We start from the raw sequence: 18,634 nt of genomic DNA, 5'->3' as shown, positions 1-18,634 counted from the left end.
CGCACTAGGAGCTAGCGGTGAACGACACCTTACTTAACGGCTTATATTGGCTTGAGGAATCGGCAATAGGAGACTGGGTAGCCACATCCATTTGGGGTTATCCAATCTTTTTAACGTTGCACACCATTGGTATGGGCACCATCGTTGGTTTATCGCTGATGCAAGCCATTAGCGTGTTACTTCCTCGTGTCTATCCCCTCCAAATGCCCATTTATAGGTTTTGGAAGGTGGCGTTATTAGGTTTAATACTCAACGTGATATCGGGCAGTGTTTTGTTCATTGGAAGCGCCTCAAGCACATGGTTTAACTGGCCGTTTCGGATCAAATTAATGTTGATCCTCACGGGAGTATTACTCAGTACATCCCTTACCCGAGATACCATGCAAACTGACGTTACCGGCAAGCAGCGTATCAAAGCTGCTGCCGTAGTAGTGGTATGGTTATCAGCCCTTGTGGCTGGACGTTTAATTGCTTATATCGACTAAGAGGCCAACATGTTAGACACCCTAACTCATTGGATGCTTGCCTCTAGCTTGTACCAATACATTCAAAACCAGATGTGGGTTTGGCCCACATTAGAAAGCCTGCATTTTGTCGGTTTATGCTTGTTATATGGTTCACTTCTAATCGTTGATTTGCGACTTGCGGGCCTATTTCGCGGTATATCCGTGGCCAACGTTAGTCGCTTTATACCACTCACCCTTATCGGCTTTTTCATTAACCTTACCACCGGGATCTTGTTTATTTTCGGCGATCCCCAACGGTATTTTATCAACCCGTCGTTTCAGCTTAAAATGCTTTGTGTGCTGCTCGCGTGTATCAATGCTGGTTTTCTATCCGTGCTATTAGGCCGATATCAGTCACGTAGTAATCGAGATGCAAAAGACACCACTCACTTACCTATTAGTATTAAACTATCAGCCATTTTATCCCTTGGCTTGTGGACTGCGGTGATTGTATTGGGGCGCTTTATTCCCTACGTGGAATAAACCATTGCCCTCTTGTTAGACCTAGATTTACTTAGGGAAAGCTGGACTTAACAGAAAAAATCCCTAACCATAGTGGCTAAATTTTTTGTGCATGAAGCATTCCCTTGATGCACGTTCTTACCTGGATATCACCTAGCCCGATGCGTATTTTTCTTTTTATCTGTTCACTCTTTTCAATGCACAGCTATGGCCAAAGTGGCTTCGATGTTGTCGCCCTTGGTGTCAATGGCGGTATTAGCGACGGTAACCTCACCGCCTTTTTCATCTCTCCCAAAGGAGATGATCGTGGTGTTATGTGTGATGCCGGTACGTTAGTAAACGGTGTAAGCGTGGCCCTACAGCAGGACAGCTTTAACAGCATCATCGCCCCATCTTCAGGGCAACAAGCCTCCATAGGCACAATCATTAAATCCCACATCAAAGGCTACCTCATTAGTCATAGCCACTTAGATCACGTTGCCGGCCTTGTCATTGCGTCTGTGGATGATAGCAAAAAACCTATTTATGCGTTCCCCAGCGTCATCGCCGATTTACAAGATAACTACTTTAACTGGCGTGCCTGGCCTAACTTTGCCGATTCAGGGGTAGAGCCCACCCTAAAAAAATATACTTATCGCGCGTTAGAGGAAGGTAAATCCCTCCCTCTTACCAATACCAGTATGCAGGTAACTCCCTTCCCTCTCAGCCACGGCGGGCGGTTATCTACCGCGTTTCTTATTGAACACGACAACAGCGCTCTGCTTTGTATGGGAGATACGGGGGCAGATAGTATTGAAAAAAGCGATCACCTAGCCACGCTATGGCAAGCATTGGCACAGCGCTTAGAAGGGAAGAAGCTAACGGGGATCATCATTGAATCGTCTTACACCAATGCGCGACCTGATAACTTGCTTTTCGGCCATCTAACACCACGCTTGGTAATACAAAGCTTACAAGATTTCGCACGCATTAATAACAAGGGGCAATCGTTGCAGGGGGTTAAAGTACTTATCAGCCACATAAAATATTCGCTAGATACAGGATTTAGCAATAAAAAAGTGATTAAAGAACAACTCAACAGTGCAAACACCCTAGGCGTAGAATTTGTTATTCCCACCCAAGGCGATTACATTTCTTTTGATTAGGCTTTGAATGAGGGCTCTTCCTTACTCAGGAAGAGTGCTTAAAAATAACGCCGTTACACCATTGGTCCACCCGAAGCCCAGTTGGACTTCGTACTCTCCCCCGCCGGCCTCTTGCTGGGTATTACACACGTCGTACTTTTCCAGCATGGCAGCTTTGTCGGTGAACTTGCGCTCTACACTGCTAAGCCAGTTTGTTTTAATCTTGTCTGCCAGTGCTAAGTAACCATAGCGTTCTAATCCTTCTACCGCGAACCATTGCAACGGTGCCCATCCATTTGGCGCGTCCCATTGCTGCCCGCTGGAAATGGGAGTTGTTATAATCCCCCCAGCCTGTAAAAAGGTACTTTCGGTTATTTTCGCGATGGCGTCGGCTTGGCGTTTAGATGCAAGGCCGACAGCTAAAGGTACATAGCAAGCCGCCGAAACCACTTCGCTATTAGTGCGCTCGGAAAATAAAAAATCCAAATAAAGCGACTCACTGTCGTGATAAAGATAGGTATTGATTGCCCTACGGCGTTCATCGGCTCTAGTGACATAAAAATTGTGTTTTTCTTCATTGCCTAGTACGCCAAACCATTGCGCTAATTGCTTCTCTAAACGAAACAATAAGCTATTAAGATCCACCGGCACCACATCGGTAGTGCGGATACTGGTGATATCTTGAGGATCCTTAAACCAGCGCGAACTGAAATCCCAGCCAGATTCACATGCAGCACGAATATGTCGATAAACAGATGCGCGCTGCTCTGGCGCCACATGACTAGCCGCCTCTGTGTCTTCTCGATAGGACTCAGGGCGAGGAGAGTCGTCATCATCCCAATAGCGGTTCAGTATGGCTCCGTTTTCTAATCGCATGACGCGTCGATGAGCTTGCCAATCATCCACTAAGGCCTCTTCACCACTCATCCAAAATTGATATTCTTTTTCCATTCCATGCAAAGCGGCTTCAAACAAGGGGTGGGCCGTGTTGTCCGCACCAATGAGCAAGTCTGTCATGAGCCCTAAAATAGGAGGCTGGCTACGTGAGTGATAATAAGCTCGGTTTCCGTTAGGTACATGTCCCACCGTATCGATAAGATAAAGAAAGTTTTTCAGCATAGCTTGGGCCATCTGTGCATGACCGGCTTCGATTAACCCTAACGCGGTAAAATAACTGTCCCAATAATAAATTTCCCTAAACCGTCCGCCAGGAACAATGTATTCATAAGGTAAGGGGATCAGACTATCCTGTCGACTTTGGTCCGGTTGACGCGCCAATATTTTCCACATGTGCTGAATATAGTCTTGCATATCCGAAGCGGTTTGAATGCCCTGCAAGGACACTGGCGCGGGTATGTCGAACTGCTCGTATATGAAGTCTTTTAATGAGAAGTCAGGCCCATTACTCACGCGGTCATAGGCCTGTAGAATGATATTCCACGGGGCCTTAGGTATGGCATCAGCAAACGTTTTACTGTCGGCAAACAACGAAGACATTTGCACCCGTTTAAATAGTGAAGATTGATAAAAGCCAATTGCGCCGCGCCACGCTTGATCCACGGTATTATGCATGAGGCGTCACTCCTTGCGTGCTTAACTGGGTTTGTTGTTGGGAAAATCGACGGAAAAAGAACAAGGTTATCAACAAGGTCACAATGGGAATCAACGACAGCGAAAATGCCCGATGGCCACCAAAATGTTCAAACACAAAGCCGGTTATTACCGAGCCGGTGGTCCCGCCTAAGGCAGAAAAAACGACAATCAGCCCAGTCATTTGTGCATGCTGAGATTTTGCGACAGCACTAAGCATCACCGAATTAATTACCGGATAAAGCGGGGCCATTAACATGCCAATCATGGGGAGCATGTAAGCAGCTACCGGTGCATCTAACCAACTTTTCACCTGTGCGCCAGCCCCTTCACTGGCAAGAGGTAATGTGGCCATCATTAGTATCGCCATGCCGACTAAGCAAATATTTAAAAACAAATACCAAGGGATCCAGCGCAACAGCACACCAGCACAAAGCCTACCCACAGCCAGAGAAACGGCAAAAATACTGGTAATTTGAATACTCACATTTACCGGTAACCCCAACACCTCACGATTAAACGTAGGCAACCAGGTACCAATGCCTTGCTCAATAAGAACGTATAGAAATACGGATAAAATAAAAATCAGTACCAACGGTTGGTATGTCAGTTTAAGCATGGCTAAAAACTCATTACTTTCAGATGCTAAACGGGCGTCTTGGGCTGGTTTAGCAATGGGAGAAGAAAGCACAATGAGGACGGCACACAACACTAGCGCGGCCAGTAAATAATATACATTTAACCAGGCCAAAGAAGCCGGATTGCTGGCATCGATAAACAGGCTAAATAGCCAGTAGCCTGATAACACCCCAAGCATAAAAATGCCTTCGACAATATTGAGTAATGACGAATGACTTCGGGTTGAATTTGAGAGTTGGCCGATAATGGCATACACCGAGACTTTAACCAGCGCGAACGCCGTACCAATTACAGCAAATAACACTTTGATTACCCAAAATTCGGCAATAATGGGAGTCGCCAGACACACCACAAGCACCATGGAAAGTCCCATGAACATGGCAAGCTTGTACCCAGCCCGAGGAATAAATGACGCCACTAAAAATGACATAGCCGCAATGGTTAAGTCTTTAAACCCTTCAAGAGCGCTAGCTTGAGGTTTTGAAACACCAAAGCTTTCCATGGACTGCAAAATAACCGTGCCCACACTGTTTAGCAGGATGGCAAAAACAAAATAACTCACGGCGATGGCAATAATGACCCGCAACCTAGACATGTGTAAACACTCTGTTAACGAAATTAATTGCAGTCTACATGGCTACTTTTGCTTTTGCAATCGTTTGCAAAAGCAATGGATTATTTTCGTTGGGAAGAACGTCGGGCAACCAATTCAATATCAATAATGGTAGATTTTGCCTCTTCACCATTAAACTGTTTTATCAACTCGCTTACCATTTGCTCTGCAGCAGAACGGGTATTTTGCCTAATAGTGGACAAAGAGGGATGCATCAATTCTGCCAGTGCAATATCGTCATACCCCATAATGGCCACGTCAGCAGGAATGCCTACGTAGCGCTCTTTCAGTGCTTTTAACGCGCCTAAAGCCACCATGTCACTGACAGCAACAATACCGTCAAAGTTAAGACCATTTTCGCGAATATGTTCATTGATGCGCTGATAAGCTGCCTTGCTGGTGATGTCGATGGTCATGGTCAATGCCTTATCTGGCGACAAGCCTGCGGTTTTATGGGCTTGGCAATAGCCTTTGAAACGCTCGCCGAGTTCGGCGTGACCTGGATCCCCCAAATAAACAATACGTTTACAACCATTTTCAATGAGATGCTGTGTCGCCAAACGCCCACCAAGATAGTTATCGCCGCCAATTATCGGGTATTGACTCTGGGATTTGGGATCGCCCCATACCACAATAGGTACCCCAGCACTCGCCGCTTGATCAATCTTATCCGTGGTTTTCCCCTGCCCCACCACAATCAGTCCATCAGCACGTTGGCTGCGAATAAAATAGCCCGCCCAATCGTCCGTTGCCATAAAGGAGTTAGACAATAACATTTCGTAACCACGGGCGTTTAAGGCCTGGTTCAGATCGGCAACAATTTTTAACAAAAACGGGTCACTGATACTCTGTTCTGTGTGATCCACAAGGTTCAAAATCACCGCAATCACATTGGTTTTTTGTGTACGTAAGCGACTTGCAGCAGCATTTACGCTGAAGTTGTGCTGCCGAGCAAGGGCCTGAATTCGCGCTCGGGTATCTTGCTTAATCAGCGGGTTATCTTTCAGCGCCCGAGACGCTGTGGATGTAGACACACCAGCGAGGGATGCAAGGTGTGCCAGTGTCATTTTGGGTTCAGCTTTCAAAGGCAATGGGGTGTAAGGAATTTTCTTAACTATAGCGATTACTACCTACCCGACGCAACGCTTTCATAACAAATACAAAACTAGGGATAACGCATTAACTACCACTTATTCCCCGCCAGAAAAGACTGCGCATAGGTTTCTGTTCATTTCTTACTATTTCGCAAACGATTGCAATTTACACTTGCAATCGTTTGCATAAACTTTTATTTTACATCTATGCCGTGCCTAGACACAAAATATTAACATGTTTACGCACCAATCAGCGAAGCCAATAATCTCATTGAGATTTGACTAACAGATTCAGGAGCACACCATGAACCGTTCTTTTCGCATTACCCTGTTAAGCAGTGCTGTATGCATTGCCCTTAATGCACCTACGGTATTTGCCCAACAAACGCCTACAACTGACGATGCCAATACCGAAGTCATTGTGGTTAGTGGCACGCCCGGCGGAGCAGGTATTCGAAAGATTGATGCGAGTTTTGCCGTGACCAACATCGATGCCGACGATATTTCGCGCCTCGCCCCTAAAAGTACCGCGGATCTTTTTAAAGCAATCCCTGGGGTGTGGTCGGAGAGTTCGGGAGGTGAATCTGGGGCTAACGTTTTTGTACGTGGCTTTCCCGGTGGTGGCGATGCTCCCTTCTTAACAATTAGCTTAGAAGGTTCACCCATTTATCCGGCCCCTACTCTATCATTTCTCGAAAACTCCCAGATGTTTCGCCTTGATGAAACCATCGAAACCATGGAAGCTTTACGTGGAGGCCCCAATCCGGTTGTAAGCAATGGTCAACCGGGCCTAACTACGAATTTCAGATTAAAACGTGGTAGTGAATATACCGAAGCCTTGGCCAAGTATACTACCTCTGACTACGGCTTGAACCGAGTCGATGTGGTGATGAGCGGCGCATTAGATGAAGACCTTTACTATATGGTCGGAGGCTATGTAAAAAGCTCTCCGGGTATTCGCGATGCCGGCTTTCAATCAGAACAAGGACATCAAGTTACCCTAAATATCACCAAAGTATTTGAACGTGGTGAACTGAATCTATATACCCGCCAAACCGATGATCACGGTACTTGGTACCTGCCTACGCCACTCAATGTTGAGGGCGTTGATGCCAGTTATACTCAAATTGGGGTTAACAATCGACAAGCAACAATCAACTATGGCGCAGACAACACAGAAGCAGCCTTCGATTTTGGAAATGGCCGTGGCTGGGATGGTCATGTAAGTGGTGGTAGTTTAAAACTTGAATTGGCTAATGACTGGCACCTTATCGACCGTTTTAATTATACCCAAGGCCAAGCGAATACTTACGGACTTGTACCCGACGGCGCAGCCACCACAGTGGCGGATGTCGCTGATGATGGTGCAACAGCTGTAGGCGCGGTAACCGGTACCGAATATGATGGCAACACCGCGGTACAACAAATTGGACGCTGGGTAGTATTAAAAGATGTCTTTGCATTTACCAACGATTTTGCTGTCTCCAAACAATGGGGCGATATTGATACCTCTTTTGGTATCTACACCGCCACCACCAAATCTAACGATTGGTGGAGCATCGGAAATCAAGCGTATTATGTTGTAGAGCCAGGTGGTGAATTGTTAACCGGCATTGCTTGTAACAGTTCTGCTGATGGCTGTGGATGGAATTACGATATTGACTCTGTTGGTGATGCGACCACTCGGGCATTTTACGCCACAAGCAGTTATTACGCATCTGATGACATTCAAATCGATCTTGGGATCCGGCACGAAACCCACGAAGTGGCTTATTCGGTAGACGAAGGCCTTGATGGTGAAACAAACAAAGCGGTGGATTTTGACGCTTCTAAGGTATCTTGGACCGCAGGTATTAATTACGCCCTCACTGATTTTAGCGGCATATTTTTACGCTTCAATCGGGGTTATAAAATGCCCTACTTTGACGACTTCCGTGATAACTGGGATGCCTTCAGTGGCGGTGAAGATCTGATAAAAGAAGTCTCTCAGGGTGAATTTGGCTACAAATATATGAATGACTCATTGCAGTTCTTCGCCACCGCATTTGCTAATGAAGTGAAAGGCGATACGTTTGTTGCCGTGCCCGGCGGCCCGTCGGAGATCCTCACAAACCAAGCGTACGGTATTGAATTTGACACAAACTACGAGCACGATTCAGGATTTGCAGTCAACCTCAATGCCACCGTTCAAGAGACGGAGATTACTGCGAGCGCAACCAATGAAGGTAACGAAGCCCAGCGTCAACCAGGCTGGCAGGTACGAGTAACGCCCAGTTATGCTTTCGACATCAGTGATGATATGTTTATGACTTTATATGCCACAGTGTCCGCGGTGGACGACCGCTATGGTAACAACGAAAACACCGTAGTGCTTGAAGGTTATGAAAAAGTTGATGTGGGAATGACCCTAGAACCTACACCCGGTCTCACCTTACAATTATCGGTAGATAACCTTACCGATTCACAAGGGATCACAGAGGGCGATCCAAGAAGTGCAGATGCACCAAATGGCCGTTATATCATGCCCCGCAGTGCCAAACTAAGCGTATCCTATATGCTTTTCTAATTGCTTGAGACATAACAAAAAAGGCCAGCAATGCTGGCCTTTTTTATTGGGTAACTCAACTATGCCTAAAATGCGCCAATCTGCTGTCATGGGCCTTTCGGCTTTAAAGCTCTGCAAGATCCTTGGCATTGAATATTTCTATCCAATAACCGTCTGGATCTTTAATAAAGGCGATGTTGTTCATCGAGCCGTCTTCTGGGCGCTTTTGAAAATCGACGCCTAGCTCATCAAAGCGGGCACAGGCGGCATGTAAATCAGGCACATGAAAACCGATATGGCCGAACCCTTTAGGTTCACTATTGCCATTGTGATACTGGGTGTTCAGGGCGCTGTCGCCCCAGTTATGAGTTAACTCCAGCATGGCTGGACGCCCAAAGGTCTGGGTAGTGCGCACGCCAGGATCTTCGCTGATATCCGCAAAGTCCTCTCCCGTAGTAAGAAAATACAAACTGAATTTCATCTCGGGAAAATCCAAGCGCTTAAGCAAGGTCATGCCCATCACACGGGTGTAGAAATCTAATGAACGAGCCGGATCGGCAATACGTAGCATGGTTTGATTAAACACATACCCGTCCGTCGCCTCGTCTTTTTGCTCATACAATCCTTCAGCCTGATCAAAATGTCGTCCCATGCTTTATGCTCCTAAAAAACGTTTTCAATACCTGACCCATAGCATGGGGGTGATGGGTCAGGAATCCAATAGGGTCAAGCCACCAATATTGTCGAATAACAAAGGCAAACCCCGTAGCGGTGGCCTCCTTTATAGCCCGAAATAGGGCGTTAAAAATGATAACCCACAGTGGTAACAATACTTTGTCCGTCCTCACCATACCCGCCCCAATTATTAAAGTTGCGATACGTGACATTCATATCCCATTGAGGAGCAAAGGTATAACGGACTCCAGCTAAAATCTGATGGCCGGTTTTCCCCCAACTGGTAAAAGAACCGGCCAATGCGTCGGTATCTCGGTGTAGATGGGCATTAATCAGGGCGAAAGCGTTGACCTTTTGGGTGACCGGATAGGTGGCGGTAATGCGAGCCACTGGTGTTAATATCCCTTCTGCGCTGCCCAGTGGCGTATGGCCCGAAAAGTAATTCATGCCTACCCCGCCGGTGACAGTGAGCTGTTGGAATTTATGTTTATAGGCGATCCCCAATACATTATGTACTTCTGCCACATTCTGATTTTGGTTTACAAATAAGTCGTACCACCCCATCACGCCGGTATCAGACAGGTTGTAATACACCGTAGTCATGGCTTTAAACCAAACATCCCCATCGTCTCCGTTGAGATCATCGCTCGTTGCACCAAGGTTTTCCATCTGTCCTTTAACAAACACCATTCCCCAGTCAGCCACGGTTCGATGTTGGGCTGAGATCACGCTGCGACTATATTGCCCCGAGTCTTCAGACTCGCTGCTTATTTCTTGCATCCAGCCTACATTCACCCCCGTATCCTGCATTAACACTTTTGCACTAACCCCGGAACATATCAAAGCCGACAGCGCTGTTATCGTTATTGTTTTCATAGTTACCTCGTTGCTATTAGACATGCAGCCGCCTACCCTCTTGTGCCCAAGACACAAAAAGATAAAAAAACGAACTGTATGATTTGTATTTAATGTAAGAGAGCTAAGCGATTTTCATTGTTATTTCCGGTAAAAAACGCCGGTATTGATACACGGGCATGTTGCGCCGCACGCATTCACCAAAGGCGTAGAAATACGGGATGGCGTGGGTGAAAAAGCGATAATAGCCTTCACACAATTTATTTTTGCCATGCTGATCTCGATGCTTAGGACATCCGCCCTGACACAGCCCTTTTATTTCACAGCTCTGGCAAGCGATGTCGTGGCGGGTAGACATAGAGACAAATTCATTGTGAACCGGCTTAGCCAACATGGTGTTGAAGCTTTCACTGGTCACATTGCCAATGTGATGTTGCTTTTCCACGTACTGATCGCATGAAAAGATATCGCCGTTTCGTTCTGCAGCAAGTTGCTGCCCGCATTCATGGGAATGCACACAAAAGGTTTCAATGCCTTGGATAATCCGCGCATAAGACGCATCAAAAAGTTGCACCGACACGCGACCAACGCCATCATCACACCAAGCGCCAAAACTCTGTACAAGGAACTCGCCCCACAAAGCAGGGGCGATGGTGGCCTGCCCAACCACAGGCAAAAACTGGATATTTTTGGCTTTTAAGTCATTCACAAAATACTGGTATATTTGCTTTCCCATCCCCACATTATTTTGATGCACAACACACAAAATATTGGTGGTGATCGCCGCTTTCTGAAGCTTCCTATATGCCTCAATAACCTTGTGATGTGACGACTTACCGGTGTAGTAAATACGCTCGGCATCGTGCACGCCAGCCATACCGTCGATGGAAATACCTACCTGAAAATCATATTGCTTTAGAAATTCAATCCATCGATTAGTGATTAACGTCCCGTTGGTTTGTATGGCATTCGTGATAGCCATACCGGGTCTACGGTATTTTTCCTGCAAAACCATGGCGTGTTGATAAAACGACAAGCCCGCCAGCATAGGCTCACCGCCCTGCCAAACAAACTGCACTTCCTTGCAAGACCCGGGCTGCTCTTCAATGTACTGTTGGGTCAGCTTTTCCAGCGTCGCGAAGGTCATTACAGTACCCTCTTCGCTTTTTTCTTTATAAAAGCAGTAGCTGCAATTTAAATTACATTGATCACCAACCGGCTTGATGATGAGATGAAAAGGGTAGTTCATAATGCCTCCATACTATGCTTTAAAAAGAGCCTGCTATTTTCGTTGAGGAAGACCTGAATCATCGGGGTTACCACTAAATACATCGTCTCGAATAGACCAGGTCTGACGGTGGTACATAGTGGGATAACCGGGCTCTTTCTCTACTACACCCGCCTTTTTCGCATAGTCGTCATAAAGTGCGCTCAGGGCTTTCACCTTGTCAGGGTAAACACCCGCCAAATCATGTTGTTCCGAGGGATCATCAGCAATGTTAAACAACATCCATTGGGTGCCTACGGTTTTACTATGAGGGCCAGCAAACGCCCGCAACTTATAGTCCCCTTGAATGACCATTTTGTAGTTATTCAATTCGAAGAATATTCCGTCGCTAGGGGTACGAACATGATCCGATTTTCCTTCTACAAACCCGCGAAAAGAACGGCCGTCAAAATCATATAGTTCGATACCGTTACGCACCTTAGGTTTGTCCACCCCCGCCCAATCAATGATGGTGGGCGTCACATCGGTAACATGAATATTGCCCGAGGTTGCAAAGGTGTTTTTCCGTGCAATGGCGTTGCCTGACACAATCAGCGGCACCCGCACGCCCCCTTGTCCGGTGGTGGTTTTGTAATAGGAAAAAGGCGACGTGCCAGCCTCTGCCCAGCCGGCTTCGTAGGAAAGATATGATCCCGGCTGTCCCATGTTGTCAAAGCGGTTGTCGAACTGGGAAAGGAACTTTTTCGAGTTACCGGTATAATTGCGAGTAGGTTTGGGGTTCGTCCCATTATCGTGGGTGTAAATAAAGAGAGTGTCATCAAACTCGCCAATGGCTTTAAGATGACGAATTAACTTACCCACATTGGCATCAACTTCAGCCACCATGGCCGCGTAAATGGCCATCTTTTTCGCAGACACTTTTTTCTCTTCCGCCGTTAAGGTATCCCACGGCTGATAATCTTTGTTGTTGACAATATCTTGGGTATCTTCACTTACCAAACCCAACGCTTTTGCGTTAGCCAAACGCTGTTGGCGGATCACATCGTAACCGACGTCGTAACGGCCATCGTCAAATTTGTCTATCCATTGCTGGTGGGCTTGCAAGGGATCATGGGGGGCGGTAAAAGCCAGATAAGCAAAAAAGGGATCGGTTTTAGGCTGGCTATCGATGTAACTGATAATCTTATCGGTGTAATAGTCAGAAGAGTAAAAGTCATCGGGTAACTTATCCACTCTTAGCCCATCTTCCAAATAATAAAAGAATGGCGCTTCAAAGGGGTTTAACGGTAGGGCATCGCTCCAGTGTGAGACGCCACCACCGGTAAAGCCAAATGATTTTTCAAAGCCCCGACCTTTCGGCGATGTCTGGTAAGTGTGACCCAAGTGCCACTTTCCCGCCATATAGGTGTGATAGCCTGCAAAAGTAAGCATTTCCGCCACCGTTACCACACGGTTATTCAAAGCCCCTTCATAACCCGGACGGCCTACTTGGTTTCCACCTAACAAGGGCGGCATGTTGCCTAGTCCGGCTTTGTGATTATCAACCCCTGTCAGCAGCATAGAACGGGTGGGCGCCGACATAGGATTAGTGTAATAGTCGGTCACTTTCAGGCCATTTTCTGCCAAAGAGCAGATGTTTGGCGTGGGTATTTCACCGCCAAAACAGGATAAATCGCTATAGCCCATATCGTCGGTAACGATCAGCACAACATTCGGTTTTTCTTTTTCCTGTTCCTGTGCATTTACTTTTGTCACAGCGGTAGTAAAAGACAGCGCAGCAATGGTGGCTATTGCACATTTAGACAACGTCATGTGAAACCCTCTTTATTGGTATTTTCCAGTGGCTATTGGGGCTAGTTCAGGGGTGTCACTTTGTGCCACGCCTTGAAACATTTTGTTAACAAGGCGAAATTAGCAAAGTAAAAAAGTTAAATATATTTGATTATTTTGTTTAAGTTGTTAAGTATTGCTTACCATGATGTTACACGCCGATACGATTCGGTGCCAAAAAGGGTAAAAAGTGGAAATTAGACAATTGCGTCATTTCATCGCGGTGGTCGAGGCGGGCAACCTACGCAAAGCCAGTGAAAACTCACATATCACGCCTCCGGCGTTGAGCATGAGTTTAAAAAGCTTAGAAACCAGTTTAGGGGTGAAATTGCTCGAACGGGATAGGCGAGGCATCGCCCTCACCTACGCCGGAGAACAGTTTCTTCCCGCTGCCCAATCCCTTTTAAAGCAAATCGACGATGTCCGTTCATCCCTAGTGGGGTGTAAAGCAAGTCCCACAGGGAATGTTCGTGTAGGGTTACCGGTAGGTTTAAACAATGCGTTGGCCGCGCCCTTATCAAGAATTCTGCAAAGCCATTATCCAGGGATTAGCCTTATCGTAGAAGAAGGCAATACCACAACCCTCGAACGCTCATTTGATGGGGATTTGCTGGATCTAATGATGAGTTATGACATTCAAACCAAGGTGGATAGAAAGATCGAGCCACTTTATGTGGAGCAGCTGTATTTGGTGGGCCCCTATGATCCTGATCACACCAACAACAGGGATATTGAATTTAGTGAGCTAGCCCATTACCCCATTGTATCGAGTCCAGGTAAACACTCTATGCGTCGAACCCTCGACCGCTACGCCTTTGAAAATGGCATTGAATTTAACTTTTTACTGGATTTTCAATCGGCCCATTCCAGCCTCAAGTTAGCCGTTGAAGGCATTGCACACACCATCGCATCTTGGGATTTAATTCATGATCATGTCAAAGGCCAACTGGTGAGTGCCCGCCGTATTGTTAGCCCAAGTATGGAACGTACAGTGTGTTTAGTGTCTTCACTTTGTGGTACTCACACCACCGCCGTGGATGCTGTGGCGTCGAGCATAAAAACGGCGGTGGGTATTGCCCAAGAGGAAGACAAAATTCGACAACGGCTTGTTGCTGTAAAAGCCGGTATGCAATGACCGGAAAATTCTTAATGGCGATGCCTCTAAAGCTTTCCCATTTGTGTCCAAAAGTGACACTAAGGCCCTTCAACTTGTACGGTGCTTTTGCTCGTACATTTGCAAATCAGCCTGATGCAGAAGCGTCTGAATATTCTTATGGGGTTCTATTACCATGCAATGGCCTAAACTAGCACTTAGAGTAATGGTTTTATTATTGATATCGACAACAAACTCGTTGCATAGGGTGTTTAATCGGTCACGAAGGCGTTCAGATTGATAGCGGTTTAAACTGTAACCGAGTACCACGAACTCATCTCCCCCTAAACGGCCCACTAAATCTTGTTCGCGGCATTGCTCTTTTAAAATAGTTGCAACATGAACTAAGACCTCATCACCTACGCCATGCCCATAGGCATCATTGATTTGCTTAAATTTATCTAAATCAATAAAAAATAAAGACAAAACGCCACCACTACTGGCGTGTCGTTTGAGCATCTGATTGGCTGCCGATTCCCAACCTCGTCGGTTCAGTACTGGGCACAAACTGTCTGCTGATGCATCACGAAATGCACGGGTTTTGTCGATATTTAAACGGCGCACTTTTTCAGATGCTGCAATGGCTAATAACATCGCTTCAATGGTCACCGAAATAATCAACCCATAGCGATGTAAAAAAGGGCTCACATCGTGAAGATATAAACGAAAAACCATACTAAAAAATATGACTATCAGTGACACTAGCACTAGTTGTGCCGCCGGCACCTTTTGTTTTACCGCATACACAGTAGCAACTAATATACCGCCTATACCAACTAGCGTAATTAACCCCATAATGCCGCTAAACGACTGGGTATACGACTCGGGCAGTATGCCTTGTAACAGCGCTAAAGCTAACACCGAACCTGCTGCGCCATTCAGTATATAACCATACCTTTTATTTATTAAAGTTGGAATATCAAGCAGTTGCATAATAAAGCGCACTGAGGTCCAAACCGTAAGACCGGCAAAAACCAATTTTAGACGGATATCATTTGCCAAAATAAAAGAGGGAAAAAAGAGGTTTAACATGCCTTCTTGAATAAAGAAAAACGTTCCTGCACTGGCGATATAAGCACTGTAAGCGTAAAAACTGGTATCTTTTAAACTTCGTCCTAACACGCCAACAAAAATCATGAGTGCAGCGCTAAAACCTAAAAAACCGCTAAGCACGGCAATGTGGATATAGTCTTTTCGGTAAAAGGTTGCCACAGGTTCAATTTGGGGATTGAGAAAACGGGCGCGCTGGGCATTTACCGTTACATTTAATCCATAGTCACCCACAGGTAATATAAATGCCTTACTCGAGCTGCTTAACGGGCTCAGTTGCATGCCATTGTCTAATGTCGCGTAAGCATCTTTGATAATATCGAGGCGAAAATGAATCACTTGAATGGTGTCTAGTGCACATCGATACACCAAGGTTTGGGGGCCTAATTCAAGAGGGATGGCAGTGGTACTACTGGGCTCATAATGGGGTGTCACCAACTGGCATCCCGCCGCAACGGGAAAAGCGCAGATCCATAACAAAACCAGGTAGTGACAATGCTTTACAGGTATAAAGCCTTGCAGGGCTTTGAAAAATAAACCGATGTACTTCATCTTACTTCTCATTCGGTCTAGCTCAGCCCACACTTAGCAGTACAACACTGCTTTATACGTTGCCGACATCAATGATTACTAATCGAGCAATTCTACCTCAATGAATAGCTGGGGCGCTATCATATCGCCGGTTAAATTTGTTTATGGAGCAAATTTTTTTCAATTTGCTCCAACGTTCGCCCTTTTGTTTCAGGAAAAAGTGTCAATACAAGCAACAGGCTTATCACCGCAAAGCCACCATAAATAGCAAAAGTAACAGCGGCACCAAGATGCATTAATTCCCAAGGAAATAAAAACTGCACACTAAAACTGGTTAACGCATTGACCACGCCCACCAAGGATATTGCCAATGCACGTGTTTGATTTGGAAAAATTTCAGCCAGCATGGCCCACATCACAGGCCCTAAAGAAATGGCATAAGATGCCACAAATGCAATGATGCCTAGCAATACTAAAGGGGCATTCATGCTTATACTCGCGCTGAGAATGGCATGATGGTATTGATCGTAATCCTGCTTACCTAGCGCCGACAATAAAGCTTGCTTAAATGACACATCAGACTCATACACCTGCCCTTGTATGCCATACAGTTTACTTAACACCCCTTCGTTAATTTCACCGATGCCAGGCATTGCAGCGCTATCAAACTGGTATTGGGCCTGAGCAAAGCCATATGCACACACTAACATGCTAATAATGACACCACTTAAACCAGTAATAAGTAAAGGTTTACGCCCCCAGCGGTCAATGCAAGCCATGGCCACTATAGTAAAAATCACGTTCACAATCCCCACCCAAATAGCCTGCATAAAGGCGGCATTGGTGCCCACGCCACTTTGTTCGAAAATAGTGGGCGCGTAGAAAAAAATCACATTGATACCGGTGATCTGTTGGGATATGGCTAAAATCAACCCTAGGATTAATGGGAAGCGCATCCTCTTACTAACAAGCATAGTCATGGGCTGTTTCCAGTGCCCCGGCTGTTGATGCAATGAAGCCTGGATCCCTTGTAATTGTGCTTGGGCCTGTTCTGGGGTAAACAGATGTTTGACTACCTGAGCGGCTTCATCGGTGCGCTTTTTTAGCATTAACCAACGAGGGCTACGAGGGATAGTGAAGAGCAATAACAACCACACCACGGCAGGCAGCACTTCCATACCTAACATAAACCGCCATGGGTGCTCAGCAATGCCTATGTGCTTAACCCAATCCCATTGACGTTGGCTTAATTGCAAAAAATAATAATTACTAAAATACGACAGTGCAAAACCCAACACGATGTTCAATTGATTAACAGAGACCATGCGCCCGCGATGTTCTGGAGCACTAATTTCAGAAATATACACAGGTGCAATGATCAAAGAACAAAATGCCATGCCTCCGATAAAGCGGGCGGCCAACAACATCCAATAATTGATTGCCAGGGCCGAGCAAATTGCCGAGACGAGATATAAAAATGCAATGATAATCAGGGTTTTCCGACGCCCAATGCCGTCACTGATCACCCCCGCGACCATCATGGCAACCAATGCCCCCAGCGTTGGTGAACTCACCACAAAACCCTGTTGCCACTCTGTTAAACCAAAGGCGTTATCAATAAACCCAATGGCACCAGAAATCACACTGGCATCGAAGCCAAAAATAAAGCCTCCCAACGATACAATCAGAGTAAAATAGAGCGTGGGGGAGCATAACCTACGCATCCTGGGCCCTGCCAAGCGACGCCCGCTCAACTAAGGTTGGCACAAAAAGGTGCTCAATAGGATGGGGGCACTTTAGGTCATACACTTCTTTGAGGATCCAGTTCGCAGCCATTTCGCCCATGGCACTAATGGGGTTTTCAACGGTGGTTAATTTTGGAAACAGATAACGGGAAAAAAGTACATTATCGAAGCCCACAATAGACAAATCTTCGGGCACACACAGGCCCGCTTCTCGGGCAGCCGTCATGGCGCCAAAGGCCATTTCGTCATTTGCGCAAATTAGGGCTGTTATTTGGGGGTGTTGCTCAAGCAGTGCTAAACATCCCGCCTGACCAGAAGACTCATGGTAATCACCTTCGTAAACTAAAGACTCATCATGGGAAATGCCTTGTTCGGTAAGGGCGCGAACATGACCTGCAAGGCGATCTTGGGCATCTTTTTTCAACATGGGCCCGCTAACATAACCAATATGTCGATGCCCTTGCTCAATGGCCGCTTTAGCTGCGATATATCCCCCTTGTTCGTTATTCACGACAAAACAGTGAGACGGGATCCCTTCAACCTGACGGTTAATGACCGCCACAGGTACGTCTGATTGCGCAAGATCTTGCAAATACCCATCGCTAACCGCTTCGGCATGCACAATAAGGGCATCACAACGGCGACTTTTTAAAAAATCGATGGCTTCAAGTTCGGTGTTTTCATCGGTATGGCCTGCGGTGATAATCACGTGTTTTCCATTTGCTTTGAGCACACGCTCTACCGTACTCATCAAATCGCCGAAGTAAGAACCGTGTAATTCAGACACCAACAGCCCTATGCTGTTTGTACGATTTGAAGCAAGGGACTGGGCAATGGCATTGGGTTTGTAGCCAAGAGACGCCATGGCATCGAGCACCTTACGGCGTGTTCGATCGCTAACTTTGGCGTTGCCGTTCATTACCCGAGACACCGTGGCCAGTGACACACCGGCGACTTCTGATACTTCGTAAATGGTTGCCATAAAAAGAATTTA

At 46.3% G+C, this 18,634-nt stretch carries 15 protein-coding genes; 5 read left to right on the top strand and 10 right to left on the bottom strand.

Annotation, left to right across the window (positions count from 1 at the left end; all coding sequences use genetic code 11):
- Window positions 1-17: 17 nt before the first annotated feature.
- The 3 genes from KO501_RS06015 to KO501_RS06005 all read left to right on the top strand — a co-directional run bounded on the left by KO501_RS06015 (window position 18) and on the right by KO501_RS06005 (window position 2,113).
- Entirely contained in the window at window positions 18-485 is a 468-nt protein-coding gene (locus KO501_RS06015; RefSeq protein WP_216028744.1) for a hypothetical protein, read from the top strand.
- Between the two features lie 9 nt (window positions 486-494).
- The gene (locus tag KO501_RS06010; protein ID WP_216028743.1) at window positions 495-989 is read left to right on the top strand and encodes a DUF6644 family protein; all 495 of its coding nucleotides are present in this window, start codon (window positions 495-497) and stop codon (window positions 987-989) included.
- A 140-nt stretch (window positions 990-1,129) separates the two neighbouring features.
- Window positions 1,130-2,113, top strand: a complete 984-nt coding sequence (locus tag KO501_RS06005; RefSeq protein ID WP_216028742.1) for a 3',5'-cyclic-nucleotide phosphodiesterase — start codon at window positions 1,130-1,132, stop codon at window positions 2,111-2,113.
- 21 nt (window positions 2,114-2,134) lie between these two features.
- Here KO501_RS06005 and treF read toward each other — a convergent pair whose 3' ends face one another.
- From treF to KO501_RS05990, 3 genes are all read right to left on the bottom strand, one after another.
- Entirely contained in the window at window positions 2,135-3,664 is a 1,530-nt protein-coding gene (treF, locus tag KO501_RS06000; protein WP_216028741.1) for an alpha,alpha-trehalase TreF, read from the bottom strand.
- Window positions 3,657-4,916 carry an MFS transporter gene (locus KO501_RS05995; protein ID WP_216028740.1) on the bottom strand — a complete coding sequence of 420 codons (1,260 nt, stop codon included), beginning with the start codon at window positions 4,914-4,916 and terminating at the stop codon, window positions 3,657-3,659. The genes treF and KO501_RS05995 overlap by 8 nt, the downstream gene beginning before the upstream one ends.
- Before the next feature lie 80 nt (window positions 4,917-4,996).
- A complete protein-coding gene (locus KO501_RS05990; RefSeq protein ID WP_216028739.1) occupies window positions 4,997-6,001 on the bottom strand; it encodes a substrate-binding domain-containing protein in 1,005 nt (334 codons plus the stop codon).
- Window positions 6,002-6,332: 331 nt separating this feature from the next.
- On the opposite strand from KO501_RS05990, the gene KO501_RS05985 reads away from it, so the two are divergent.
- On the top strand, window positions 6,333-8,594 hold the full coding sequence (locus KO501_RS05985; RefSeq protein ID WP_216028738.1) for a TonB-dependent receptor: 2,262 nt from the start codon (window positions 6,333-6,335) through the stop codon (window positions 8,592-8,594).
- A 103-nt stretch (window positions 8,595-8,697) separates the two neighbouring features.
- On the opposite strand, the gene gloA is transcribed toward KO501_RS05985, so the two are convergent.
- From gloA to KO501_RS05965, 4 genes are all read right to left on the bottom strand, one after another.
- A complete protein-coding gene (gloA, locus tag KO501_RS05980; RefSeq protein ID WP_216028737.1) occupies window positions 8,698-9,225 on the bottom strand; it encodes a lactoylglutathione lyase in 528 nt (175 codons plus the stop codon).
- Between the two features lie 149 nt (window positions 9,226-9,374).
- The gene (locus tag KO501_RS05975) at window positions 9,375-10,124 is read right to left on the bottom strand and encodes a hypothetical protein (protein ID WP_216028736.1); all 750 of its coding nucleotides are present in this window, start codon (window positions 10,122-10,124) and stop codon (window positions 9,375-9,377) included.
- 103 nt (window positions 10,125-10,227) lie between these two features.
- Window positions 10,228-11,352, bottom strand: coding sequence for an anaerobic sulfatase maturase (locus tag KO501_RS05970; RefSeq protein WP_216028735.1), 1,125 nt, complete (start codon window positions 11,350-11,352; stop codon window positions 10,228-10,230).
- A gap of 33 nt (window positions 11,353-11,385) precedes the next feature.
- A complete protein-coding gene (locus KO501_RS05965) occupies window positions 11,386-13,143 on the bottom strand; it encodes an arylsulfatase (RefSeq protein WP_216028734.1) in 1,758 nt (585 codons plus the stop codon).
- Between the two features lie 208 nt (window positions 13,144-13,351).
- Between KO501_RS05965 and KO501_RS05960 the strand changes: the two genes are divergently transcribed.
- Window positions 13,352-14,296 (top strand): LysR family transcriptional regulator, encoded by a 945-nt coding sequence (locus tag KO501_RS05960; protein WP_216028733.1) that lies wholly within the window; start codon window positions 13,352-13,354, stop codon window positions 14,294-14,296.
- A gap of 69 nt (window positions 14,297-14,365) precedes the next feature.
- On the opposite strand, the gene KO501_RS05955 is transcribed toward KO501_RS05960, so the two are convergent.
- The 3 genes from KO501_RS05955 to KO501_RS05945 all read right to left on the bottom strand — a co-directional run bounded on the left by KO501_RS05955 (window position 14,366) and on the right by KO501_RS05945 (window position 18,622).
- Complete coding sequence (locus KO501_RS05955; RefSeq protein WP_216028732.1) at window positions 14,366-15,916, bottom strand: diguanylate cyclase; 1,551 nt, start codon at window positions 15,914-15,916, stop codon at window positions 14,366-14,368.
- 131 nt (window positions 15,917-16,047) lie between these two features.
- The gene (locus tag KO501_RS05950) at window positions 16,048-17,619 is read right to left on the bottom strand and encodes a sugar porter family MFS transporter (RefSeq protein WP_216028731.1); all 1,572 of its coding nucleotides are present in this window, start codon (window positions 17,617-17,619) and stop codon (window positions 16,048-16,050) included.
- A complete protein-coding gene (locus KO501_RS05945) occupies window positions 17,612-18,622 on the bottom strand; it encodes a LacI family DNA-binding transcriptional regulator (RefSeq protein WP_216028730.1) in 1,011 nt (336 codons plus the stop codon). Before KO501_RS05945 ends, KO501_RS05950 begins: the two co-directional genes overlap by 8 nt.
- Between the last annotated feature and the right edge of the window lie 12 nt (window positions 18,623-18,634).

Origin of the sequence: Alteromonas sp. C1M14, from assembly GCF_018860965.1 — a bacterium.
Lineage (GTDB): Bacteria > Pseudomonadota > Gammaproteobacteria > Enterobacterales > Alteromonadaceae > Alteromonas.
Note: the sequence above shows the minus strand (reverse complement) of the source record. Positions and strands in the feature narration are given on the sequence as shown.